This is a genomic window from Saccharothrix stipae, from assembly GCF_054781895.1.
The window spans coordinates 637518-662233 of sequence record NZ_BAAGTN010000007.1 but is presented as its reverse complement, the minus strand read 5'-3'; the positions used below and the strand labels follow the sequence as shown (position 1 = coordinate 662233).

The following is a 24716-nucleotide window of genomic DNA, read 5'->3' as shown; positions in this document are numbered from 1 at the left end:
GCTAGCAGATGTTCTGCCTGCTGTTGACCAGCGTGTTGTTGCGGAACGTCGTGTTCGTGCCGCACGGGCTCTCGGTGATGGCCGAGTTGGTGACGGTCAGGTTCTGGATGAGGATGTCCCTGGTCACCGGGAACTCGCTGCGGGCGGCCAGGCGGATCTCACCCCCGCCGGTGACGCTGCCGCCCTGGGCGGCGATGTTCACGTTGTAGCAGTTCTCGATCAGGATCGAGTTGTTGCCGGTGTTGGAGATGGTGATCCGGTCGACCTGGAGACCGCCGCTCTCCGAGACGCAGAAGATGCCCCGGCCGCCGCCGCGGGCGATGACCTGCCCGACCCGGACGTTGATCGGGTAGCTGCTGCCGATCCGGCCGTTGCGGTTGGCGGTGCGGAACGCGGCGTAGCCGGTGCCGGTGCCCGCGTTCTCGGCGTCGACCGTGCCCACGGTGGCGTTGATCGTCTGGTTGAGCAGCAGGCCCGACTCGCCGACGCCGCGCGCCACCACCGTGCCGATGGTCAGGCCGTCCACGCCGTAGGTCTCCACGGCGTGCGAGCTGGCGCCCTGCACGTAGGCGTAGTCGATCCGGACGTTGCGGGTCCACTGGCTGGTGTCGCCGCGGTTGTCGATGCGCACGCCCAGACCCCTGGACAGGCGCATGTTCACGTTGCCGATCACCACGTTGGTGACGTTGCGCATGAAGATGCCGTACAGCGGGGTGCCGGTGAGGGTGAGGTTCTGGACCTCGATGTCACGCACGCCGCGCGCGTACACCGGTGCGTAGTCGCCCGAGCCGGTTCCGGTGACGTTGATGGTGCCGCACAGGTCGATCGTGGTGTAGCTGCGCATCGAGTACCGCTCGCCCGCGGGGATGGAGCCGGACGCCCGGACCACGATCCGCTCCTTGGAGGTGCGGTTCGCGGTGAGGCTGTCGTTGGCCGCCTGCATCGCGGCGCGCAGGCTGCTGCCGGTGTAGACCGTGCTGCCGCCGCGACGGGCGGTGAAGCTGCTGCCGGACCCGGTCACCTCGGCGTGGTAGGAGCCGTCGCCGCAGGCGGCCTGGGCCTCCGGGGCGGTGGTGACCTGGAGTAGCGCCGCTGTCAACGCTGACACGGCGAGTAGTGCTTTCATGTGGGGATCTCCTAGGGCTTGGTAAGCGCTTTCCTACTTGGCGGCGGAGATCGTGCTGGTCATCTGCCGGGAGGGGTGGACGGTGGCGGCCCGCCGAGGGACGTGACGGGCCGCCGCCCGAGTCGGAGCTGGGAGCGTTCCCAGACCTGTCCGGTAGTGAATCCGAAGTGACCGACCTACGTCAAGGGCCTGCCGCACAGGTGTGAGGCAGGCCCTTGATCGGTACAGCGGGTCAGGCGCGCCCGCGGCGCTTGGTCCACACGTCGTAGGCGACGGCCGCCAACAGCACCAGGCCCTTGACCAGCATCACCTGTTCACTGGGCGCGCCGATCAGCGACATGCCGTTGTTGATCACGCCCATGATCAGGCCGCCGGTGATCGCGCCGACCACCCGGCCCACGCCGCCCTGGACCGCCGCGCCGCCGATGAATGCCGCCGCGATCGCGTCCAGCTCGAACGCGTTGCCCGCGGTGGGGCCCGCCTGGTTGAGCCGACCGGCGAAGATCACGCCCGCCAGCGCGGACAGCAGGCCCATGTTCACGAACACCCAGAACGTGACCTGCTTGACCTTCACGCCGGACAGCGTGGCCGCCTGGAGGTTGCCACCGATGGCGTAGATGTGGCGGCCGAACACCGACTTGTTCGCCATCACCGAGTAGCCCAGCGCCAGCACCGCGAGCAGCACGAGCACCCACGGCAGGTTGCGGAACCGGGCCAGCTGCACGACCACGGCCAGGATGACCGCCGCCGCCAGCGCGATCTTCGCCACGAAGATCGGGAACGGGTCGACGACCTGCCCGTAGCTCAGCCGCGCCTTGCGGTTGCGCCACTGGTTGAACGCGAACCCGGCCACCACCGCGACGCCGACCAGCAGGCTGACCAGGTCCGCGCCGCCCAGCGCCCCGAGGCCGACGTTGCCGAGGTAGCCCTCGGTGAAGCCGTTGGCCAGGGTGCGGATCTGGTCCGGGAACGGCCCGATGCCCTGGTTGCCCAGCACCGTCAGGGTCAGCGCGCGGAACACGAGCATGCCCGCCAGCGTCACGATGAACGCCGGGATGCCGAAGAACGCCACCCAGTAGCCCTGCGCCGCGCCGATCACCGCGCCCGCGAGCAGCGTGATCAGCACCGCGAGCGGCCACGGCAGACCCATCTGCACGGTCAGCACCGCGCAGATCGCGCCGGTCAGCGCGACCACCGAGCCCACGGACAGGTCGATGTGCCCACCGATGATCACCAGGATCATCCCGATGGCCAGGATCAGCACGTACGAGTTCTGCACGATGATGTTGGAGATGTTCTGCGGCGTCAGCAGAGCACCGTCGGTCAGCACCGTGAAGAGCACCACGATCAGCGCGAACGCGATGTAGATGCCGGACTGGCGCAGGTTGATCGTGAACCTGCGCTGCGGCCCGGCCTGCTTCGCCGCCGGCGTGGCCGCGGTCTTGGTGGTCATGAGGTCTGTCCCTGGGTCATGTGGTGCATCAAGCGTTCCTGGGTCGCGTCCGCGCGGTCGAGCTCACCGGTGATGCGACCCTCGGACAGGGCGTACACCCGGTCGCACAGGCCGAGCAGCTCCGGCAGCTCGGAGGAGATCACCAGGACCGCGCGGCCCTGGTCGGCCAGGTCGTTGATGATCGAGTAGATCTCGTACTTCGCGCCGACGTCGATGCCGCGGGTCGGCTCGTCGAGGATCAGCACGTCCGGGTCGGTGAACATCCACTTCGCCAGCACGACCTTCTGCTGGTTGCCGCCCGACAGCGAGGAGGTCGGGGTGGCGACGCTGGGCGTCTTGATGTTCATCGAGCGGCGGTACTTCTCGGCGACCGAGTGCTCCTCGTTCTCGTTCACCCAGCCCCTCGGCGCGAGCTTGTCCAACCCGGCCGCGGACACGTTGAGCTTGACGTCCTGGATCAGGTTCAGCCCGTACCGCTTGCGGTCCTCGCTGACGTAGGCCAGGCCGTGCTCGATGGCCTTGCGGACGGTGCGCGTGTCGATCTCGCGGCCGTCCTTGACGACCCGGCCGGAGATGCCGACGCCGTAGGTCCGCCCGAACACGCTCATCGCGAGTTCGGTGCGGCCCGCGCCCATGAGGCCGGCGAGACCGACGATCTCACCGCGCCGCAGCACGAGGGTGGCGTTGTCGACGACCACCCGGTCGGGCTGGGACGGGCTGTGCACGGTCCAGCCCTCGATCCGCAGCGCCTCGTCGCCGATCTTGGGCGTGCGCGGCGGGAAGCGGTGCTCCAGGTCGCGACCGACCATGCCGGAGATGATCCGGTCCTCGGTCACGTCCTTCGCGGGCAGCGTCTCGATCGTGCGACCGTCGCGCAGGATCGTGATGCTGTCGGCGATCCGGGTCACCTCGTTGAGCTTGTGCGAGATGATCACCGAGGTGATGCCCTCGTCGCGCAGCCCGTCGAGCAGGTCGAGCAGGTGCGCGGAGTCGTCGTCGTTCAACGCCGCGGTCGGCTCGTCCAGGATCAGCAGCTTCACGTCCTTGGCCAGCGCCTTGGCGATCTCCACCAACTGCTGCTTGCCGACGCCGAGGTCGTGCACGGGCGTCGTCGGGTTCTCCCGCAGGCCCACGCGGGCGAGCAGGGCGCCCGCCGCGTGGTTGGTGCGGTTCCAGTCGATGAACCCGCGCTTGGCCCGCTCGTTGCCGAGGAACAGGTTCTCCGCGACGGACAGCTGACCGCACAGCGCCAGTTCCTGGTGGATGATCACGATGCCGCGCCGCTCGCTGTCACGGACGCCGCCGAACGAGCAGGGCTCGCCCTCGAAGACGATCTCGCCCTCGTACGACCCGTGCGGGTGCACGCCGGAGAGCACCTTCATCAGCGTGGACTTGCCCGCGCCGTTCTCACCGCAGATCGCGTGGATCTCACCGCGCCGCACGGCGAGCGTGACGTCGTGCAGCGCGGTGACCCCGGCGAACCGCTTGGTGATGCCGCGCATCACCAGGATTTCGTCGGACATGGTGTGCAAACCTACTTCAGCTGATCCGCGGTGTAGTAGCCGCTGTCGACGAGCACCTTCTGGTAGTTGCCCTTGTCCACGATCACCGATTCGAGCAGGTACGACGGCACGACCTTCTTGCCGTTGTCGTAGTCCTTCTCGTTGTTGACCTCGGGCTTGCCGCCCTTGAGCACGGCGTCGGCCATCTTCACGGTGGTCGCCGCGAGCTCGCGGGTGTCCTTGTAGATGGTCGAGTACTGCTCGCCGCCGATGATCGACTTCACCGAGGCGACCTCGGCGTCCTGGCCGGTGACGATCGGGTACGGGTTGCCGCCGGTGCCGTAGCCGCTGCTCTTGAGCGCGGACAGGATGCCGATGGACAGGCCGTCGTACGGGGACAGCACGCCGTGCACCTGCGCACCACCGTAGGTGGAGGTCAGCAGGTCCTCCATGCGCTTCTGGGCCGTGGCCGGGTCCCAGCGCAGGATGGCGACCGTCTTGAAGTCGGTCTGGCCGCTCTTGACCACCAGCGTGCCCTTGTCGATGTGCGGCTGGAGGACCGACATCGCGCCGTTGAAGAAGAACGTGGCGTTGTTGTCGTCCGGCGAACCGGCGAACAGCTCGATGTTCAGCGGGCCCTTCGCGTCACCGGGGGTGCCGTCGGCCTTGAGCACCTTCAGCCCGGTCAGCAGCGACGTCGCCTGCTGCACGCCGACCTTGAAGTTGTCGAACGTGGCGTAGTAGTCGACGCTGTCGGTGTTGCGCAGCAACCGGTCGTAGGCGATGACCGGGATGTTGGCGTCCTGCGCCTGCTGCAGCTGCGACGTGATCGCGGTGCCGTCGATCGAGGCCACGATGAGCAGCTTCGCGCCCTTGGTGATCTGGTTCTCGAGCTGGTTGGCCTGCGTCGGGATGTCGTTCTCGGCGTACTGGAGGTCGACCTTGTAACCCTTCTCCTCCAACGCCTTCTTGATGTTGTCGCCGTCGTGGATCCAGCGCTCCGACGAACGGGTCGGCATGGTCACGCCGACCAGGGCGCCCTCGGTGGACCCGGACTGCTGGTCACCGGTCTTCTCGGCCGAACCGCAGGCCGACAGCGTGAGGGCTGCCGCCACGGTGACGGCGGCGAACCGTGGAAACTTCATTGTTTCTATCTCCTCGGGGGTGGCGGTGGTGCGTGCCCAGGAGCTGCTATCGCAGGCCCTGTGCGAGTCGGAAGTACGCCTGGTTCCAGCGCAGGCGGTCGCTGAACGACGAGGTCGTCGTATCCTTGTCGATGACGACCAGTTCGGTGGCCACCATGTTCGCGAAGTCACGCAGGACTTCGGCGCCCACCGCCTGCGTCATCACGGTGTGGTGCGGACCGCCTGCGGTCAGCCACGACTCGGCCGAAGTGGACAGTGACGGTGCGGGCTTCCACACCGCGCGGGCCACCGGCAGGTTCGGCAGCGGCTCGTCCGGCGGCACGACCTCGACCTCGTTGGCCACCAACCGGAACCGCTCCCCCAGGTCGGCCAGGCCCACGACGACGGCCGGACCCGAGGCCGCGTCGAACACCAGCCGCACCGGGTCCTCGCGGCCGCCGATGCCCAGCGCGTGGACCTCGCACGAGGGCTGGTCGGCCGCGATGGTGGGGCAGACCTCCAGCATGTGCGCGCCCAGGATCTTCGGCTCGCCCGGCCCGAAGTGGTAGGTGTAGTCCTCCATGAACGACGTGCCGCGGCCCGTGCCGGCACCCATCGCCTTGACCGCGGCCAGCAGCGCCGAGGTCTTCCAGTCACCCTCGCCGCCGAAGCCGTAACCGTCGGCCATCAGCCGCTGCACGGCCAGGCCCGGCAGCTGCCGCAGCCCGCCCAGGTCCTCGAAGTTCGTGGTGAACGCGCCGAACCCACCGTCGGTGAGGAACCGGCGCAGCCCGGCCTCGATGCGGGCCGCGTAGCGCAGCGAGTCGTGCCGATCCGCGCCCTTGTCCAGCTCCGGCGCGAGCCGGTAGGTGTCGGCGTACTCGGCGACCAGCAGGTCGATCTCGTCCTCGTCGACCGCGTCCACCAGCTCGACCAGGTCGTTCACGCCATAGGTGTTCACCGACACGCCGAAGCGCAGTTCGGCCTCCACCTTGTCACCCTCGGTCACCGCGACGCCACGCATGTTGTCGCCGAACCGGGCCAACTTCATCCCGTTCAGGTGGCTGTAGCCGGTGGCGGCGCGGACCCAGCCGTCGATCCGCTCGGCCAGCAGCGGGTCGCTGGCGTGGCCTGCCACGGTCTTGCGCGGCACGCCGATCCTGGTCTGGATGAACCCGAACTCGCGGTCGCCGTGGGCGGCCTGGTTGAGGTTCATGAAGTCCATGTCGATGGTCGACCACGGTAGCGCCTCGTTGAGCTGCGTGTGCAGGTGCAGCAGCGGCTTGCGCAGCGCGTCCAGCCCGGTGATCCACATCTTGGCGGGCGAGAACGTGTGCATCCACGCGATCACGCCGATGCACGACGGGTCGGCGTTCGCCGCGAGCATCACGTTGCGGATGGCGGCGGTGTCGGTCAGCACCGGCTGCCACACCACCTCCGCGGTGATCCTCCCCGACTCGGTGAGCATCCGCTGGATCTGCTGTGACTGCTGGGCAACCTGCTCTAGCGTGTCCGGGCCGTAGAGGTGCTGGCTCCCGGTCAGGAACCAGACCTGCGGCTTCCCAGCAGGCGACATGCGGGGCTCCCCTCGTGGGCTCATTGCCCGTAGACGTTCTGGTAGCGCGCGTGAAGGCTGTCGATGTGGTGCTGCTCGATCGGCTTCGGCGTGCCCAGCTGGTGTGCGAAGTGGACGGTGCGCGCCACGTCCTCCAGCATCACCGCGGCCTTCACCGCCGCACGGGCGTCCTTGCCGATGGTGAACGGGCCGTGGTTGCGCATCAGCACCGCGGGCGAGCGGCTGTCGCGCAGCGTCTCCACGATGCCCTGGCCGATCGAGTCGTCGCCGATCAGCGCGAACGGGCCGACCGGGATGTCACCGCCGAACTCGTCGGCGATCATGGTGAGCACGCACGGGATCGGCTCGCCGCGCGCCGCCCACGCCGTGGCGTACGGGGAGTGCGTGTGCACCACTCCCCCGACCTCGGGCATGTGCCGGTACACGTAGGCGTGCGCGGCGGTGTCGGAGGACGGCGAGCGGTCGCCCTCCACCAGCTCGCCGTGCAGGTCGGTGACGACCATGGCCTCGGGGGTCAGCTCGTCGTAGGACACCCCGGACGGCTTGATGACCATCAGGTCCTGGCCCGGCACGCGGGCCGAGACGTTGCCCGCGGTCCAGATGACCAGCTCGTAGCGGGTCAGCTCGCGGTGCAGGTCGGCGACCGTGCGCCGCAGGTCGGCAACGGTGCGCTGCACGTCGGCAACGGCGGACATCGGCTATTCCCCCTTCGCGGCGCGGCGCCGGGCCTTGAGCCGGTGCATGACCTCGTTCACGCCACGACCGAAGTAGTCGTGCAGCTCCTGGTACTCCACGAACATCCGCTCGTAGGCCTCGACGTTGTCCGGGATCGGCAGGTACGCACCGCGCTTGATCGAACCCATCGACTGGGCCGCCTCGCGGATGTCCTCGTAGGCCTTCGCCGCCACGGCCGCGTGCATCGCCGAGCCGAGCGCGGGGCCCTGCTCGGAGCCGATCACCGACAGGGGCAGGTTCGTCACGTCGGCGTAGATCTGCATCAGCAGCGGGTTGCGCAGCAGGCCGCCCGCGATCACCAGCTCGGTCACCGGGATGCCCGCGTCGGTGTAGGAGTCCACGATCACGCGCGTGCCGAACGCGGTGGCCTCCAGCAGCGCCCGGTAGGTGTCCTCGGCGCGGGTGGCCAGCGTCTGCCCGACCACCACGCCCGACAGCTCGTGGTCCACCAGCACCGAGCGGTTGCCGCTGTGCCAGTCCAGCGCGATCAGGCCGTGCTCGCCGATGCGCTGCTGCGCGGCCAGCTCGGTCAGCAGCTCGTGCACCGAGATGCCCCGCGCCCGCGCCTGCTCGTGGTACTCCGGCGGCACGTTGTGGTCCACGAACCAGCCGAAGATGTCGCCCACGCCGCTCTGCCCGGACTCGTAGCCCCACAGGCCGGGCACGATCCCGCCCTCGACCACGCCGCACATGCCCGGCACGTCGGCCAGCACGTCGGCGTTCATCACGTGGCACGTGGAGGTGCCCATGATCGCGACCATCTGGCCGGGCTCGACGGCCCGCGCGGCGGGCGCGGTCACGTGCGCGTCGACGTTGCCCACGGCCACCGCGATGCCGGGCTTGAGGCCGGTCCACTCGGCGGCCTGCTCGGTGAGCCCGCCCGCCCGGTCGCCGAGCTGGCCGAGCGGGTGCTCCAGCTTGTCGGTGACGAAGCCCGCGAAGTCGGGGTTGAGCGCGGCCAGGAACTCGACGGACGGGTAACCGTCCTGGTAGATGCCCTTGTAGCCGGCGGTGCAGGCGTTGCGCACGTAGGCGCCGGCGAGCTGCCAGACGATCCAGTCGGCGGCCTCGACCCAGTGGTCCATCGCCGCGTAGACCTCGGGCGCCTCTTCGAGCAGCTGCAGGCCCTTGGCGAACTCCCACTCGGAGGAGATCAGGCCGCCGTAGCGGGGCAGCCAGCCCTCACCGCGCTGCTCGGCCAGGTGGTTGATCCGGTCGGCCTGCGGCTGGGCCGCGTGGTGCTTCCACAGCTTCACGTACGCGTGCGGGTTGTCGGCGAACTCGGGCAGCTCGTTGAGCGGCGTGCCGTCGGCCTTGACCGGGACCATCGTGCACGCGGTGAAGTCGGTGCCGATGCCGATCACGTCGGCCGGGTCCACCCCCGCGTCCGCGATGGCCGCGGGCACGGCGTGCTTGAGCACGTCCACGTAGTCCTGCGGCACCTGCAACGCCCAGTCCGGGGGCAACGGGCGCCCGTCGGGCAGGGCGCGGTCCAGCACCCCGTGCCGGTAGTCGTGCACCGCGGTGCCGAGTTCGAGGCCGTCGCGCACCCGCACGACCACCGCGCGGCCGGACAACGTGCCGAAGTCGACACCCACCACCAATGGATCGCTCGCCATGGTGAGGAGTGTTATCGCTAACATTCATCACGTCAAGACCTGCCCGCAACGTGGCCTTAAAGACCAGGTGAGCGTGCACAATCGTGATGTTCGGCGGCCGGGGCGCCCGGCCCGCGGCCCGACCACAGCCTAGGGGTGATCGGGCCCCGCGCGGAGCCGCTGACAGACGGAGACGGTACGAAAATGTTGCGGTGCCGGCGGGACCCGGCTCACGAGCCGGACGACGTCACTGCACGGGCGGGGCCACGCTGTCCCGCTTCACCAGCGCCGGCGCGACGGTGCGCTGCGGCGCGCCCACGTCGCCGTCACCGACCTGGGCCAGCAGCAGCTCCAGGGTCTCCTTGGCGACGGCGTGGAAGTCCGGGCGGATGGTCGTCAGCGGCGGGATGAAGTACGCCGCCTCCGGCACGTCGTCGAAGCCGACGACGCTCACGTCGTGCGGCACCCGGCGACCGCGCTCGCTCATCGCGCGCAGGATGCCCAGCGCCAGGTGGTCGTTCGCGGCGAAGATGGCGGTCACCTCCGGCATGCGGGCCAGCATCTGGCCCGCGCGGTAGCCGGAGGCCGCGCTCCAGTCCGCGGGCACGACCGGCGGCACCTCCAGGCCGGCCGCCTCCAGCGCCGACCGCCAACCCCTTATGCGGCCGAGGCTGTCGAACCAGTCCGACGGGCCCGAGACGTGCCACACCGTGCGGTGGCCCGCGTCGAGCAGGTGGGTGGTCGCCGCGAACGCGCCCGCCGCCTGGTCGACGGTGACCAGCGGGGTGGAGCGCTCCGGGTCGCCGTCCACCGTGACCAGCGGGATGCCCGCGGACACGGCGCCGACCGCGTCGTTGGCCGACGCGGTCGGCGCGATGACCACTATTCCGGCGACCCGCTGGTCCCGGTGGCGCTCCACGGCGTCGGAGATCGAGTTGCGGTCCAGCACGTTGACCCGGCCCACGCTCACCGCGAACCCCGCCTCGGCCGCCGCCGTCTCGAACGCCGCGAGCAGCGACGCGGGGCCGTAGAGCGTCGAGTTCTGCGCCACCACCCCGATCAGCTGGGACCGGCCGGTGACCAGCGCGCGGGCCGCCTTGTTGGGCCGGTAGCCCAACTCCGCGATGGCCGCGCGCACGCGCAGCCGGGTCTGCTCCCGGACGTTGGGGTGCCCGTTGAGCACCCTCGACACCGTCTGGTGCGAGACCCCGGCGAGCCGGGCGACATCCGTCATCGCGGGATCGCGCGAGGTCCTGTGCTCCACTACCGCCCCATCTCCCCTGTTGACACTGCAAGCCTGCAAACCTGGATGTTAGCGATAACACGACGCGATCACCGCCAGGCGTTCCGGGTCCATTGTCCACCAGAGACCGTTCCCACCTGCGCAGGGACGCGTCATCCCAGCCGAAAAGTCGCACGCTCCCGGGCGCGCCGGTCGCCGCCCGGCCTGGCCACCACCAGCCGACCGGTGTCGTGCGCGAGGTAGGCGTCCGGGTCGGCGACCAGCCGCAGCGACACCGCGTCGCGGTCGGTCAGGCCCGGCACCCGGACGAACGACGCGGCCCGCCCGTAGGCGTCGGCGTCCTCGTACGGGTCGATCCGGACCACACCGCCGTCGACCCGCGCGTAGCGGTCCGGGAAGTTGACCGACCGCACCGCCACCGTGCCCGCGCCGAGGAAGCCGGGCACGAGCCGGAACTGCGAGTCGGCCAGGTCGCGCACGTTGCCGTCCACCCGCAGCCTGTACTCGAAGTGCCGCACGACCAGCTGCGGCGCGTCCGCGGGCGACAGCCGCACCACCGGCCCGCCCTTGCCCACCGGCACGCCGAAGCTGGGCGTGCCGTCGGCGTTCCAGTACAGCTTCTGCACCCTGGTGTGCCGGTTCGGGTCGAACAGCGGGTCGCCGGTGATGGCCCGGTAGTCCCGCGCGTGGTAGACCAGCACGTCCTGGTCGCCGACCGTGGTGAACGAGTTGTGCCCCGGACCGTACTGCCTGGTGGCGTCGTTCGTGGTGAAGATCGGCGTGGGCGTCTTGGTCCACGACCGCGCGTCGAGCAGGTTGGCGTTCTCGTCCGCGGTGAGCAGCCCCATGCAGTAGCGGGCGTCGGTGGCGCTGGCGGAGAAGGTCACGAAGACCCGGCCGTTGCGGATGAGCACCGCCGCGCCCTCGTTGACCCGGAAGCCCTGGACCTCCCAGTCCAGCGTGGGCGTGGCGATGCGCACCGGCGTGGTCTTCAGCGCCAGGGGCGAGGCCATCTCGGCGATGTAGAGGTTGGTGTTGGTGTCGATGCCCGGCTCGTGCTGCGCCCACAGGAAGTACCGCTTGCCGCGGTGCTCGAACGTGGTCGCGTCGAGGGTGAACGTCTCCCGGGCGGTGACCACCTGGCCCTTGAGCTCCCAGCCGCCCTCGCGCGGGTCGTCCTTGGCCGACTCCAGCACGTAGGTGCGGATCCGGAACGGGTCGTCGGAGTCGCCCGCGGCGAAGTAGACGTACCACTTGCCGTCGATGCGGTGCAGCTCCGGCGCCCAGATGTAGCCGCCCATCTTCCCGGACGACGGCCGTCGCCAAATCGTGCGCTCACGGGCGTCGGCGAGGCCGTCCAGGGTGGCCGCGCCCCGGATCACCACCCGGTCGTACTCGGGCACCGAGCCGGTGAGGTAGTACATGCCGTTCACCGGGCGGGTGATGAACGGGTCGGCGCGCTGCTCGACCAGCGGGTTGCGGGTGGGCAGCCCGCCCGCGGCGGCCGCGGCGGCCTCGGGCTCGCCCTGCGCGGAGACGGCCGACGGGGAGGCGGACAGGCCGCCCACCACGGCCAGCGCGCCGCCCGCGCGGAACAGGCTTCTGCGGTCGACGGTCACGGGAGCTCCAATCGCGGACGTGCCGGGCGGGTCATCGGGGTCATCGGGGTCATCGAGGTCGGCGGGGTCATCGGCGGCGGTCCTTGATGCGCAGGAAGGTGACCGAGTTCGGCGGGAACGTGTGGGTGAACGAGCTCGACACCCGCACCTGCGTCTGCCTGGCCTTGACCGGCTGGGTGAACTCGGTGTTCACGTCGTCCGGCAGGCCCTCCAGCACGGTGGCCCTGGCGGTGGGCACCACCCAGGTGCCGCTGCCCAGGTCGACCTTCGTGCGGGCCGCGTTCGACTGCGCGTTGACCACCTTGACGATCAGCTCGCCGGTCGCCTCGTCCCTGGTGACGACCTGGCGGAACGGCTCGGGGTTCTTGTTCGCCTCGTCGGTGAACTGGGCCCACACCCGACCGTCGACGAACAGCTTCACGGTGCGGTCGCGCACCTCGATCCGCAGGTCGTACGTGCGGCCGGTCTCGATCTTCGTGTCGTCGGCGTGGAACACGCGCGACGAGTTGCCGCCGTCCACGGCGGACCGGGTGTTGTTCCAGCCGCCGAGGTTCCACCAGAACGGGTTGCCCGCGCCGTTCACCGCGAACGGGATCAGGAAGCCCTCGCTGCCGGACAGCTTGGTGGCCTTGACGCTGACCGTGAAGTTGTGCCACGTCGGGTCGCCCGCGGTCATCAGGGGGTTGGTCGCGGCGGTGTCGGACTGCACGAAGCGGCCGTCCACCACGCCCCAGTTGCCCGCGCCGTTGCCCGTCCAGTCGCCCGAGTCGACGGAGAAGTCGTCGGAGAACAGCTCCCGACCGTCGGCGGAGGTGACCTTCACGTCGTCGTAGGCCACGGAGGTGGCCCAGGAGGAGAGCCCGATGGCGCCGGTGATCGGCGTGGGGCTCCACGGCGTGCCGGACGCGGTGCTCTTGACGACGTGGTCGCCCACGTTGGTCATGAACAGCTTCTGCACCTCGTAGGAGGTCGAGCCCCACGACGCGTGGTTGTTGAACCAGATCATGTCCGGCCGCCACTGCACGTAGTCCTCGTTGGACAGCAGCGGCGCGTAGGAGGCCAGCTTCACGACGTCCGCGTTGCGCTCCAGGCCGGTCATGAACGCGGCCTCGGCCAGCGCGTTGGCGTACCGGTTGTCCTGCGAGGCGTACTCGCCCAGGAACACCTTGGGCCCGTTGCGGTCGTAGCTGTCGTACCGGTCGTTGTTCTCCAGGAACCAGCTCGGGCTGTTGTAGTAGTGCTCGTCCACCATGTCGACGCCCGCGTCGCGGTTGAGCTGCCAGAGCCGGTCGAAGTTGGCGCCGGTGTCGTCCGGGCCGGAGTTGCTCACGACCGTGATGTCCGGGTACCTCGCCTCGATGGCGGCGCGGAACCGGCTGAACCGGCTGAAGAACTCCTCCGCCAGGTTCTCCTCGTTGCCCACGGCGATGTGCGTGAGCCCGAACGGCTCGGGGTGGCCCATCTCGGCCCGCTTGCGGCCCCAGGTGGAGTCCGCGGGGCCGTTGGCGTACTCGATCAGGTCGAGCGTGTCCTGGATGTGCCGCTGGAGCAGCGCCGGGTCGTCGGTGGCGCGGTTCTGGCCGCAGCCGGTGACCAGCGCGGGCACCACGGGCAGCGGCATCGCGCCGACGTCCTCGGAGAACTGGAAGTACTCGTGGTAGCCCAGGCCGTAGGACTGGTTGTAGCCCCAGAAGTTCCAGTTGGTGGCGCGTTGCTCGACCGGGCCGATGGTGTCCTTCCACTGGAAGGAGCGGCGCCGCTCGAAGGCGGGCGCCTCGTAGCCGTGGTGGCTGCCGGTGTTGACCAGGCACCCGCCGGGGAAGCGGACGAAGCCCGGTTCGAGCGCGGCGATCTTCTCCGCCAGGTCCTTGCGCAGGCCGTGGCCCTTGGAGGTGTCCTGGGGGAACAGGGACACCATGTCCAGCCGCAACGTGCCGGAGCCACCCGCGTTGAGCAGCAGTCGACCGGTGGTGGACGACTCGCGCGCGGTGAACGTGCCGGTGTACTTCGTCCAGCCGTCGCCGGTGACCTCGACCTCCAGCGGCGGCGCGAGGTCCTTGCCCGCCGGGTCGGTCAGGCCGACGTGCACCGGGGTGCCGCCGGGCTGGTCGGTGCGCGCCCAGGCGGAGAAGTCGTAACGCTGGCCCTTCACCACGTTGACGCCCGAGTTGTAGCCGGAGTTGATCACACCCGCAGGCAGGCCGAGGCGCAGGTGGTTGCGGTTGCGCTCGTTCATGCGGGCGTCGTCGTCCACGACGTCGAGCGTGCCGCCGGTCGGCGCCCACCCGGTCAGCGGCGTGTAGGCGGCGTTGTCGGCGGTGCTGTACTCGAACGACCGGTTCTGCACCAGCTCGGCGTACAGGCCGCCGTCGGCGGCGCGGTTGATGTCCTCGAAGAAGACGCCGTACATGGTGTCGTCGATCGCCGCGCCCTTGGCGGTGGGGTCGATCGAGAGGGTGTAGTCGGTGTCCGCGGCCGTGCCCGATGCGGGCACCGCGACGAGCAGGCTCGCGGCGAGCGCCGCGGCCATCACAACGCGGGACATGCGTCCTCCAGTGCTCCGATGCGGGGGAGGTCAGGGGAAGGCGGCGCGTACGCGGTCGAGTTCGGCCTTGGTGACGGGCAGCACGGTGCCGTGCCGGGGTCGGCTGGGCAGCTGGTAGCCGGTGGCGAGGGTCCACCGGCCGGAGGAGAGGTCGGTGGTCTCGAACGGCACGTAGCCGCGGCCGCCGAACTCGTCGATGAACAGGTACCAGCGGTCCTCGGTGTTGGACTTGAACACCGTCGGGCCCTCGCCCTGGTTGACCGAACCCTTGCCGATGCAGTCGGCGACGAAGTCGTATGAGGTGTCGCGCAGTTGCGCCGACTTCTCCGCGAGGATGAACTTGCTGCACGGCGTGGTGGAGGTGTTGTTCCGCTCGTCCTTGGTGAACCGGTAGTACTCGTCGCCGTGCTTGATCACGGTCGAGTCGATGACCGAGTACCCCGGGTCGACCCACACCCGCGGCTCGCTGAACGTGCGGAAGTCGCGCGTGGTCGCGTACAGCATCTTGTTGTAGGTGTTGCCCGTGTGCTCCGGGTCGTCCTCGGCGTAGACCTTCGAGGCCCAGAACACGACGTACGCGCCGATCGAGTCGTCGTAGTACGCCTCCGGCGCCCACGTGTTGCCCGCCGTCTCCGGCGAGACCGGCACGTGGCGCTGCTCGGACCAGTTGACCAGGTCGGTGGACTCCCACACCTCGATGTGCAGGCTGCCCTTGCGCTGCACCAGATCCCAGTTGCCGTTGCCGTTCATCTTCAGGTCGGTGGCGATGAGGTAGAACTTGTCGCCCTCCGGCGACCGGATGATGAACGGGTCGCGCACGCCCTTGTCGCCGAGCGACGACGTGAGCACGGGTTTGCCCTGGTTGAGCTCGTCCCACCGGAGCGCGTCGTTGCCGCGGCTGGCGGCGAGGTAGACCTGCTCGCCGGTGGCCGTGCCCTCGCCGGTGAAGTAGCCGAACAGGTAACCCTCGTAGGCCTGCCGCTCGGGCAGCGGGAGCACGGTGACCTTGAACTTCTTGCGGGTGGTCTCCTCGCCCGCGCGGATCTCCGCGGTGAGCTGCACCTTGACCGGCTTCCCGCCGGCCGCGGGCCGGGTGACCTCGCCGGTGGGCGTGATCACCTCCGGCTTGTTGCTCTTCCACGTGATCGCGGTGCCGTGCAGGCCGGTCGCGGGCAGGGTGATGTTGCCGCGGACGCCCTCGGCGTCCCACACCACCAGCGCGGCGTCGGCCTCGGCGACCTTCTCGTCGTCGGTGAGCTCCGGCCGCACGGTGACCTGGAAGGCGCGGGTCTGGTCGAACGCGGTCGCGGTGAGCGTGACGGTCGCGGGCGCGCTGCCCGGCGCGGGACGGGTGACGACGCCCGTGGTGGACACGACGGCGGGGTCACCGGACCGCCAGGTGATCGTGGAGCCGTACGGGCCGGTGGTCGGGAGGGCGAGGTTCTCCGTCACGGCGGAGGTGTCGCCGAGGTCGATGGCGGCCAAGTCCCGGCGGCCCTTCTCGTCGTCGGGGACGAAACCGAGTTCGTGCGCCTCGGCGGCGGTGAGCGCCCGGTCGTAGAGGCGGAAGTCGCGGACCGCGCCCTTGAGGTACCGGTCGCCGCTGTACACCGAGCGGCCGATGTAGTTCGCCGTCGTGGAGCCACCGCCGATCATGGCCGGGGTGATCGTGACACCGGTCTTGCGCGCGACCTCGACGCCGTCCTCGTACAGCACGGCGGTACCGCCGCCGAGCGTGTAGGTAAGCGTTTTCCACACGCCCCTGGCAAGATCGCGCCCGGCCGTCACGGTCTGCTCCGTGGACCAGTTGCCGGTGGCGATGGACGACCGGTACGCGTTGCCGGTGGTGAACAGGTAGCCGTCACCGAACGTGCCCGAGGAGTTACCCAGACCGTAGATGAAGTACGGCGCCGCCTGATCCTGCGCGATGCGCACCTGGAGTGAGACGCTGACCTCGGTCAGGCCTCGCAAGACGTGGTCGGGCAGCTTCACGTGGCCGTCGACGCCGCCCAGCCGGAGGCCCTCGGCCCCGCCGGGGGTGGCGTCGCCGATAACGGTTCCGTTGCGACCACCGCCCGAGGTATCGGCCACGACGGCGCCGTCGGTTTCGGTGAGGGGATAGTGCAGCACGAGGCCATCGGCGGCGGAAGCGGGCGAGGCGCTCAAAGCCGTCGCGGCCAGCGCTGCGACGAGGGTCGCGACGAAGGTGCGTGGGCGATGACGAAGGGTGACCATGGGGCGTCGCTCTCGTCTGGCGCGCGGCGCGGGGCCGCGGGTGAACAGGGCGTCCGAAGGGTGCAGGTGGGCTGGGTCACAAAAGTGAGCGCTAACATACGACCGCCCTAACAAACGTGTCAAGGATGCAAAGTTGACGTTTCCGGGGGGTTGACGAGCCGATTGTGAGCGTTCACTCTTGTGCCCCAGGTGACCACCGTCACGCGGTTCGCCGTCCCGTCAGTGTCTCGGGTTCACACGGAGGAAGACCAGTGTTGAAGAAGATCACGACCGCCGCCGCCGCGGTCTTGTTGGCCGCGTTGACCGCGTGCGGGTCCGGTGGATCCGGGGACGCGGGATCGTCGGGCGCTCCCAAGGCCAACGACGACGGCAAGATCACGATGGGCTTCGCCCAGGTGGGCGCCGAGAGCGGCTGGCGCACCGCGAACACCAAGTCGATCCAGGAGGAGGCGACCGCCGCCGGGGTCGAGCTGAAGTTCTCCGACGCGCAGCAGAAGCAGGAGAACCAGATCAAGGCGATCCGGTCCTACATCCAGCAGAAGGTGGACGTCATCGCCTTCAGCCCGGTGGTGGAGACCGGCTGGGACACCGTGCTGCTGGAGGCCAAGCGCGCGAACATCCCGGTGATCCTGACCGACCGCGCGATCGACTCGGACGACACGTCGCTGTACAAGACGTTCCTCGGTTCCGACTTCGTCGAGGAGGGCAAGAAGGCCGGCGAGTGGCTGAAGGCCAACGCGGCGGGCGCGAAGAACGTGGTCGAGCTCCAGGGCACGACCGGCGCGGCGCCGGCGATCGACCGCAAGAAGGGCTTCGAGGACGCCATCAAGGGCACCGACCTGAAGATCGTGGCCACCCAGACCGGTGACTTCACGCGGTCGGGCGGCAAGCAGGTCATGGAGGCGTTCCTGAAGGCGCAGCCGCAGATCGACGTGGTCTACGCGCACAACGACGACATGGGCCTGGGCGCGATCGAGGCCATCAAGGCCGCGGGCAAGGTGCCCGGCAAGGACATCAAGATCATCACCGTGGACGCGGTGAAGGACGGCATGACCGCGCTGGCCGCCGGCGAGATCAACTTCATCGTCGAGTGCAACCCGCTGCTGGGCAAGCAGCTGATGGAGCTCGCCAAGAAGGTCGTGGCGGGCGAGGAGGTGCCGGCGCGGGTCGTGACCGTGGAGGGCACCTTCACCACCGAGCAGGCCAAGACCGAGCTGCCCAACCGCAAGTACTGAGCCGCGGGCACTGATCACAGACTGCGGCCCCCGCCACCCGAGTGCGGTGGCGGGGGCCGCACCCAGCGTGTGAGGGGAGTTGTCCGGTGACCGAGCCGGTCGTGGACATGCGGGGCATCTCGGTGGAGTTCCCCGGCGTGAAAGCGTTGCAGGAGGTGGATTTCCGGCTGTTCCCGGGCGAGGTCCACGCGTTGATGGGTGAGAACGGGGCCGGCAAGTCCACGCTCATCAAGGCGCTGACCGGGGTGCACCCGCTCGCGGCGGGCGAGATCCGCTACGCGGGCGAGTCCGTGTTGTTCCACCGTCCCGCGCAGGCGCAGGCCGTCGGGATCAGCACGGTGTACCAAGAGGTCAACCTGTGCGCGAACCTGACCGTGGCGGAGAACATCCTGCTCGGGCGGGAGCCGCGCAAGTTCGGCCGCATCGACGGCAAGGCGATGCGCGCCCGTGCCGCGGAGCTGCTGGCACGCATCGGGCTGCACATCGACCCCGGGTCGGTGCTGGAGAGCCACCCGATCGCGGTGCAGCAGCTGGTCGCGATCGCGCGAGCGGTGGCGGTGGACGCCCGGGTGCTCGTGCTGGACGAGCCGACGTCGAGCTTGGACGTCGACGAGGTCGCGGAGCTGTTCCGGATCATCCGGGTGCTGCGCGACGAGGGTGTCGCGGTGCTGTTCGTGACGCACTTCCTGGAGCAGGTGTACGAGGTCTCCGACCGGATCACGGTGCTGCGCAACGGCCGCCTGGTCGGCGAGCACGCCACCGCGACGTTCAGCCGGATCGACCTGGTGTCGGCGATGCTGGGCCGCGAGATGGGCCTGCTGGAGGAGATCGAGCGCCGTTCGGGCTCGCCGGGCGAGTCGCTGCTGGTGGCCGAGGGCCTGGGGCGCAAGGGCTCGGTGGCGCCGTTCGACCTGGAGATCAGGGCGGGCGAGGTGGTCGGGCTGGCCGGGTTGCTCGGGTCGGGCCGCACCGAGGTGGCGAGGTTGCTGTTCGGCGCGGACAAGGCCGACTCCGGGCGGTTGCTGGTCGACGGCAAGCCGCTGCGGCTGACCGGGCCGCGCGCCGCGATCGACGCGGGTGTCGCGTTCTCCTCGGAGGACCGCAAGGCCGAGGGCATCGTGGCCGACCTGAGCGTGCGCGACAACCTGATCCTGGCGATGCAGGCCGCGCGCGGCTGGGCCAGGCCGGTGCCGCGCAAGCTCGCCGACGAGCTGGTCGCCAAGTACATCGAGCTGCTGGACATCCGGCCCGCCGACCCGGACCGGGCGGTGGGCAACCTGTCGGGCGGCAACCAGCAGAAGGTGCTGCTGGCGCGGTGGCTGGTGACCAAGCCGAAGTTGTTGATCCTGGACGAGCCGACGCGCGGCATCGACGTGGGCGCGAAGGCGCAGATCCAGAAGGTGGTCGCCGACTTGGCCGCGGAAGGCATGGCGGTGCTGTTCATCTCCGCCGAGTTGGAGGAGGTGGTGCGCGTGTCCGACCGGGTGGTCGTGATGCGCGACCGGCAGAAGGTCGCCGAGCTGGACGGTGACGTCGGCGTGGACGACGTGATGGCGCTCATCGCGGGCGGCGGCGACCACGGCGTGGACAAGGGCGTGGAGAAGGCGGTGGTGTCGTGAAGAACCGACTGCTCTGGCCGGTGCTGGCGCTGGTCGCGCTGCTCGTGCTGAACGTGGTGGTGACGCCGTCGTTCTTCTCGTTGCGGTTGCAGGACGGGCACCTGTTCGGCAGCTTGATCGACATCCTGCGCAACGGCGCGCCGACGTTGCTGATCGCGTTGGGCATGACGCTGGTGATCGCGACCCGCGGCATCGACCTGTCGGTCGGCGCGGTGGCGGCCATCGCGGGCGCGGTGACGTGCACGCACATCGCCTCCGGCGGCAACCCGTGGGTCGCCATGGGCCTGGCGCTGGCGCTGTGCGCGGTGCTGGGGCTGTGGAACGGGTTCCTGGTGTCGGTGCTGGGTATCCAGCCGATCATCGCGACGCTGGTGCTGATGACGGCCGGTCGCGGTGTGGCGATGCTGATCACCGAGGGTCAGATCGTGACGGTGGACTCGCCCACGTACCGGCAGATCGGCGCCGGGTTCCTGGTGCTGCCGATCGCGATCCTGATCAGCCTGGCGGTGCTCGGGCTGGTGGCCCTGGTGACGCGGCGGACCGCGCTGGGGATGCTGATCGAGTCGGTCGGGGTCAACCCGTCGGCGTCGCGGCTGGCCGGCGTGCGGGCGCGGACGATCATCTGGACGGTGTACGTGTTCGCCGCGTTGTGCGCGGCCGTGGCCGGGTTGATGATCAGCTCGAACGTGAGCGCGGCGGACGCCAACAACGCCGGGTTGTGGATCGAGATGGACGCGATCCTGGCCGTGGTCATCGGCGGCACGTCGCTGGCGGGCGGTCGGTACTCGTTGACCGGGACGCTGCTCGGGGCGTTGATCATCCAGACGTTGACCACGACGGTCTACACGATCGGCATCGCGCCGGAGATCACGCTGGTGTTCAAGGCGATCGTGGTGATCGCGGTGTGCCTGGTGCAGGCGCCGATTCGGGTTCAGGTTCGTGGTCGGGTTCGGGGGAAGCAAGGGGTGCCAGCGTGAAGGGCTCAGCTGTTGTCACGCCGGTCGGTCCGGAACCGTCCGGGACCGCCCGCCGCCCGCGCGGGTTGGCCGTGAACGTGCCGAAGCGGTTCCTGCCGGTGATCGCGACGTTCGTGGTGTTCGTGGCCACGTTCGGCGTGGGGTCGGTGCGGTACGAGGGGTTCGCGTCCGGGCAGGTGATGGCGAACCTGTTCATCGACAACGCGTTCCTGATCGTGCTCGCGGTCGGGATGACGTTCGTGATCCTGACCGGTGGGATCGACCTGTCGGTCGGGTCGGTGGTGGCGTTGTCGACGATGATCGCGGCGGCGGCGTTGCAGGCCGGGTGGCCGGCGTGGCTGGTGGTGATCACCGTGCTCGCGGCCGGGTCCGGGTTGGGCCTGGCGATGGGGTGGGTGATCCACCGGTTCGGCGTGCAGCCGTTCATCGTGACGTTGGCGGGCATGTTCCTGGCGCGCGGGCTGTGCTTCGTGATCAGCGTCGAGTCGGTGTCGATCAAGAACCCGGCGTTCCGGGACCTGGCGACCGGGACCATCGAGCTGCCGGGCGGGGTGACCATCACCTACGGCGTGGTGATCGCGCTGGTGACCGTGCTCGCGGCGGTGTACGTGCTGCACCTGACGCGGTTCGGGCGCACCGTGTACGCGGTGGGTGGCAGCGAGTCGTCGGCGCGGTTGATGGGGCTGGCGACCACCCGGGTGAAGATCGGCGTGTACGTGATCAGCGGGTTCTGCTCGGCGCTCGGCGGGCTGCTGTTCAGCCTCTACATGCTGTCCGGGTACAGCCTGCACGCGGTGGGGATGGAGCTGGACGCCATCGCGGCGGTCGTGGTCGGCGGGAGCCTGTTGTCGGGTGGGGTCGGGTTCGTGATCGGGTCGGTGGTCGGCGTGCTCGTGCTGGGCACGATCCAGACGCTGATCTCGTTCGAGGGCACCCTGTCGTCGTGGTGGACGAAGATCGTCATCGGCGCCCTCCTGCTCGCCTTCATCGCCCTGCAACGAATCATCGTCCGCCGCACCTGACCGGACCCGCGCGCGTTCGGGTGATCCCTCCCGTAGGTCGTGGGAACACGGCTCTCGGCAACACCGGCCCGGCCGGGTACGTCTGCGGTCACGTACAGCACGTGACCCGGTCGACGTACCCGGCCGGGCCGGCGCTACGTCGATCGCCTCTGGACGCCGGCCATTCCGGCGACGCCATCTCCGTGCGCGCGGGGAATCGGGCGGGGGATCATCGCGGAGCCCAAGATGCATGGTTGGTTGCCGTCAACGCTCGATATCGCCTACCCCCTCCTGTGTGTCGAAGCGGGGCACGGCTTTTCCATTTGCCCGCGGAGTTGTCCGGACGTAGGACGTCGCACCTGATCACGGTCGCATGGGCGTATTACTTGCGACGGAAGGACCGCGAGGCACTCGACGCACTCAACCTGGCCCGGATGGCCGCCCCGGAGCAGCTGTTCACCGGTCGAGTCCACTCGATGCTGCACGGAATGCTGAAGCGCGAGCGCCGCTCGGTGAAGGGCGACCTGCGCAAGCTCGCAGACTTGTCGGAGTAGCGGCCTGAAGGGTTCTGCGGTGTTCTCAGAGCCGTCCAGGCGGCTTGCGCGCGGTTGGGTGTGGCTGGGGTCAGGGGGGTGACTCCCAGCCGGTCAGCAGGGCGGCGGCTTCGCGGGTGCGGGGGTGGTTTTCGCCTTGGATGTCGACCATTTCGGCCAGGACGGTGCGCAGTTCGGCGATCGCCTCGGCACGGTGGCCGCCCTGGTGGAGGAGTTGGGCCCGTTGTTGGCGGATGCGCAGCGCGCGGGGGTGGTTGGTGCCGAATACGGCCTCCACCGAGCGGCGCAGGGTGCTCAGGGCGCTGGCGGCGGTGCGGTCGCCGGCGACTCCTCGCCAGAACGCCAGGTTCGAGCGGTAGGTCAGGGTGGTCGGGTGGTTCTCGCCCAGGGCTCGTTCGGCGTCGGTCGCGGCGGTCTCGAACTCGGTGAGGGCTTGGGGCAGGTCACCCGCGACGGCACGCCAGTAGGCCAGGTTGTGACGTGCGATGAACGTGTCGTGGTGGCCGCGCCCGGCTGCTTGTTCCAGGCCGTCGACGGCTTCCTGGTATGCGGCGACGGCGGCGGGGGCGTTGCCGCTCTCTCCGACCCACCGGCCCAGGCCCAGCAGCGCACGCAGCGTCTGCGCGTGTCGGGGGCCGAGTTCCCGCCGCAGCACGTCCACCAAGGTGGTGGCCGCCGCACGGGCACCTTCCGTGTCGCCGGAGAGGCCCAGGCAGAGCACGCGGTCGTCTTCGGCGGATACCCGCAACGGGTGGGCGGCGGGTAGGCCGCACGTGTCGAGCAGGGAGTTCAGCTCGGCGAGCGCGGTCTCGATGAGGCCCGTCTCCAACCGGTAGGTGGCCTGGTAGAAGCGGGACCAGAGGGTGTCGACGTCGGTAGGGCCGAGGTTGTCGGCGGCGGCGGCGTGAATCTCGGCGAACTGGGCCAGGGCAGTGGCCGGGTCGCCGAGGTCGCCGATCGCCTTGGCCACCTGGGTGCGCAGCACGACCACGTCACGGGGTTCGGTCGCGTGGGCCAGGAGGGCCGTGGCGACGTCCCGGGCGGCGGCGGGGCGGCCGATGCCGGCCAGGTGCTGGCCCAGGCGGCGGAGGACGGGGTGCATGCCGCCGGTCCACAGGTGCTCGCCGGCGATCGAGCGGAGCACCTCGGCGTTGCGGTACAGCGCCGCCGCGGTGTCCGGGTCGGCCGTCGACCACTCGCGCTCGATCGCGTCGGCGGCGGCGACGGCTACCGGGGCCAGGTCGGGGACCAGGTCGCGCGCGGCGCGCTGGACGAGCGCGTGCACTTCCACCCGGCCGTGGTGGGTGACGAGGTTGAGCCGGTGCAACGCCCGCAGCGCCAGCAGGTTGCGCCCGCCGTCGAGCAGCACGGCCTCGGGGATGCCGTCCGGCGCGAGCACCGAGACCAACCCGAGCACGTCGACCGCGTTGGGCGCCAACGACTGCGCGCGTTCCACCGCGAGCCGCACGGCACCGGCGACCGTGTCACGGTGCTCGTCGGCGGGTGACGACGGCGGGAACAGGTCGGCCACCCGTTGCCGCCGGTCGGCCAGCAGGTCCAGGTAGGCGGTCACGTCGATGCCCGTGTCGATGAGGAACGCGGCGGCCTGGGACAACGCCAGCGGGAAGCAGCCGAGCGCGTCCGCGAGCGCGGCCAGCCGGTCGGGGTCGTGCCTGGGGTCGACGGCCAGCCGGGCGGACAGGTAGGCGGTCGCCTCGTCCCGGTCGAACATGCCCACCTCGATCACGCGGGCGTCCGGGCGCAGGAGTGACGCGTCGCGGCGGCGGGTGGTGACGAGGCTGCGGCCCGTGTCGCCCGCGGGCCAGAGGCCGGCCAGCTCCGCCGGGTCGTCCACGTCGTCCAGCACGACCAGCCACGACGTGCCGGTGGACCGCAGCCAGGCCAGGAACAGGTCGGCCTGGGCCTCGTCGTCGGCGACCGCGGCGGACTTCAGCACGCGCCACGCGCGGGCATAGCCGGCCAGCACGGACTGCCTGGTCCGCGCCCCCACCCACACCAGCACGTCCGCGCCCGCCCGGTGGAACGCGGCGGTGGCCAGCTGCGACTTGCCCACCCCGCCGGGGCCGGTGAGGAGCACCTGCCGGACGTCGTCCGTCCGCAACGCCGCGTCGACCGCGTCGGCCAGGTCGGCACGGTCGCGCAACGCCGCCGCGTCGCTGGGCGGCCGTCCCACGACCACGCGCCCGGACTTCGGGGTGGCGCGGCGGTCCTGCTGCGCGGCCCGCCACAGCTCGCGCAGCTCGGTCAGCTTCGGCACGCCGCCGGTCGCCATCGCGACGGCCAGCACGCCGTCGAAGTCGCGCGGCACGGACTGACCGCCGACCCACTCCCCCAGCCGCCGTGCGTTCACCGCGACCCGCCGCCCGGACGGCAGCACGACCGCGCTCGCGCGCCGGGCCACCGCCTCGTCGGACACGTCGGGTAACCGTTGCCGCAACCGCGTCAGCGCCTGCGCGAACGCCGCTTTCGGGTCGCTCACCGCCACCTCCCCAGATGATCAGCAGTCTAGAGCCCCGCACCGGCCCGGAACGGGACCCCGGCGACACCCTCCCA

General features: G+C 70.0%; 17 protein-coding genes. 5 read left to right on the top strand and 12 right to left on the bottom strand.

The features are described from left to right. Position 1: 1 nt before the first annotated feature. From ACYVLT_RS15755 to ACYVLT_RS15705, 11 genes are all read right to left on the bottom strand, one after another. On the bottom strand, positions 2 to 1126 hold the full coding sequence (locus ACYVLT_RS15755; protein ID WP_461120919.1) for a hypothetical protein: 1125 nt from the start codon (positions 1124 to 1126) through the stop codon (positions 2 to 4). Positions 1127 to 1358: 232 nt separating this feature from the next. Continuing rightward, a complete protein-coding gene (mmsB, locus tag ACYVLT_RS15750) occupies positions 1359 to 2579 on the bottom strand; it encodes a multiple monosaccharide ABC transporter permease (RefSeq protein ID WP_461120918.1) in 1221 nt (406 codons plus the stop codon). After that, complete coding sequence (gene mmsA / locus ACYVLT_RS15745; protein WP_461120917.1) at positions 2576 to 4102, bottom strand: multiple monosaccharide ABC transporter ATP-binding protein; 1527 nt, start codon at positions 4100 to 4102, stop codon at positions 2576 to 2578. The genes mmsB and mmsA overlap by 4 nt, the downstream gene beginning before the upstream one ends. 11 nt (positions 4103 to 4113) lie before the next feature. Next, positions 4114 to 5226: a multiple monosaccharide ABC transporter substrate-binding protein gene (gene chvE / locus ACYVLT_RS15740; RefSeq protein WP_461120916.1), complete on the bottom strand. Its 1113-nt coding sequence runs from the start codon at positions 5224 to 5226 to the stop codon at positions 4114 to 4116. A 46-nt stretch (positions 5227 to 5272) separates the two neighbouring features. Next, positions 5273 to 6781: an L-arabinose isomerase gene (gene araA / locus ACYVLT_RS15735; RefSeq protein ID WP_461120915.1), complete on the bottom strand. Its 1509-nt coding sequence runs from the start codon at positions 6779 to 6781 to the stop codon at positions 5273 to 5275. Positions 6782 to 6801: 20 nt separating this feature from the next. Then, complete coding sequence (locus ACYVLT_RS15730; protein WP_461120914.1) at positions 6802 to 7476, bottom strand: L-ribulose-5-phosphate 4-epimerase; 675 nt, start codon at positions 7474 to 7476, stop codon at positions 6802 to 6804. Positions 7477 to 7479: 3 nt separating this feature from the next. Further along, positions 7480 to 9135, bottom strand: coding sequence for a ribulokinase (gene araB / locus ACYVLT_RS15725; RefSeq protein WP_461120913.1), 1656 nt, complete (start codon positions 9133 to 9135; stop codon positions 7480 to 7482). Positions 9136 to 9361: 226 nt separating this feature from the next. Next, entirely contained in the window at positions 9362 to 10348 is a 987-nt protein-coding gene (locus ACYVLT_RS15720) for a LacI family DNA-binding transcriptional regulator (protein WP_461120912.1), read from the bottom strand. A 161-nt stretch (positions 10349 to 10509) separates the two neighbouring features. Further along, positions 10510 to 11976, bottom strand: coding sequence for a family 43 glycosylhydrolase (locus ACYVLT_RS15715; RefSeq protein WP_461120911.1), 1467 nt, complete (start codon positions 11974 to 11976; stop codon positions 10510 to 10512). Positions 11977 to 12043: 67 nt separating this feature from the next. Further along, positions 12044 to 14521, bottom strand: a complete 2478-nt coding sequence (locus tag ACYVLT_RS15710) for an alpha-L-arabinofuranosidase C-terminal domain-containing protein (protein ID WP_461120910.1) — start codon at positions 14519 to 14521, stop codon at positions 12044 to 12046. 30 nt (positions 14522 to 14551) lie between these two features. Next, positions 14552 to 16651, bottom strand: a complete 2100-nt coding sequence (locus tag ACYVLT_RS15705; RefSeq protein WP_461120909.1) for an immunoglobulin-like domain-containing protein — start codon at positions 16649 to 16651, stop codon at positions 14552 to 14554. 356 nt (positions 16652 to 17007) lie between these two features. On the opposite strand from ACYVLT_RS15705, the gene ACYVLT_RS15700 reads away from it, so the two are divergent. The 5 genes from ACYVLT_RS15700 (at position 17008) to ACYVLT_RS15680 (ending at position 22142) form a co-directional block, all read left to right on the top strand. Then, a complete protein-coding gene (locus ACYVLT_RS15700) occupies positions 17008 to 17991 on the top strand; it encodes an ABC transporter substrate-binding protein (RefSeq protein WP_360460028.1) in 984 nt (327 codons plus the stop codon). A gap of 107 nt (positions 17992 to 18098) precedes the next feature. Further along, positions 18099 to 19610, top strand: a complete 1512-nt coding sequence (locus ACYVLT_RS15695) for a sugar ABC transporter ATP-binding protein (protein WP_461121134.1) — start codon at positions 18099 to 18101, stop codon at positions 19608 to 19610. Further along, complete coding sequence (locus ACYVLT_RS15690; protein ID WP_461120908.1) at positions 19607 to 20587, top strand: ABC transporter permease; 981 nt, start codon at positions 19607 to 19609, stop codon at positions 20585 to 20587. The genes ACYVLT_RS15695 and ACYVLT_RS15690 overlap by 4 nt, the downstream gene beginning before the upstream one ends. A gap of 65 nt (positions 20588 to 20652) precedes the next feature. Beyond that, positions 20653 to 21609, top strand: a complete 957-nt coding sequence (gene yjfF / locus ACYVLT_RS15685) for a galactofuranose ABC transporter, permease protein YjfF (RefSeq protein WP_461121133.1) — start codon at positions 20653 to 20655, stop codon at positions 21607 to 21609. A gap of 365 nt (positions 21610 to 21974) precedes the next feature. Further along, on the top strand, positions 21975 to 22142 hold the full coding sequence (locus ACYVLT_RS15680; RefSeq protein WP_461120907.1) for a hypothetical protein: 168 nt from the start codon (positions 21975 to 21977) through the stop codon (positions 22140 to 22142). Positions 22143 to 22212: 70 nt separating this feature from the next. On the opposite strand, the gene ACYVLT_RS15675 is transcribed toward ACYVLT_RS15680, so the two are convergent. Next, positions 22213 to 24642: a tetratricopeptide repeat protein gene (locus tag ACYVLT_RS15675; RefSeq protein ID WP_461120906.1), complete on the bottom strand. Its 2430-nt coding sequence runs from the start codon at positions 24640 to 24642 to the stop codon at positions 22213 to 22215. Positions 24643 to 24716: the final 74 nt, after the last annotated feature.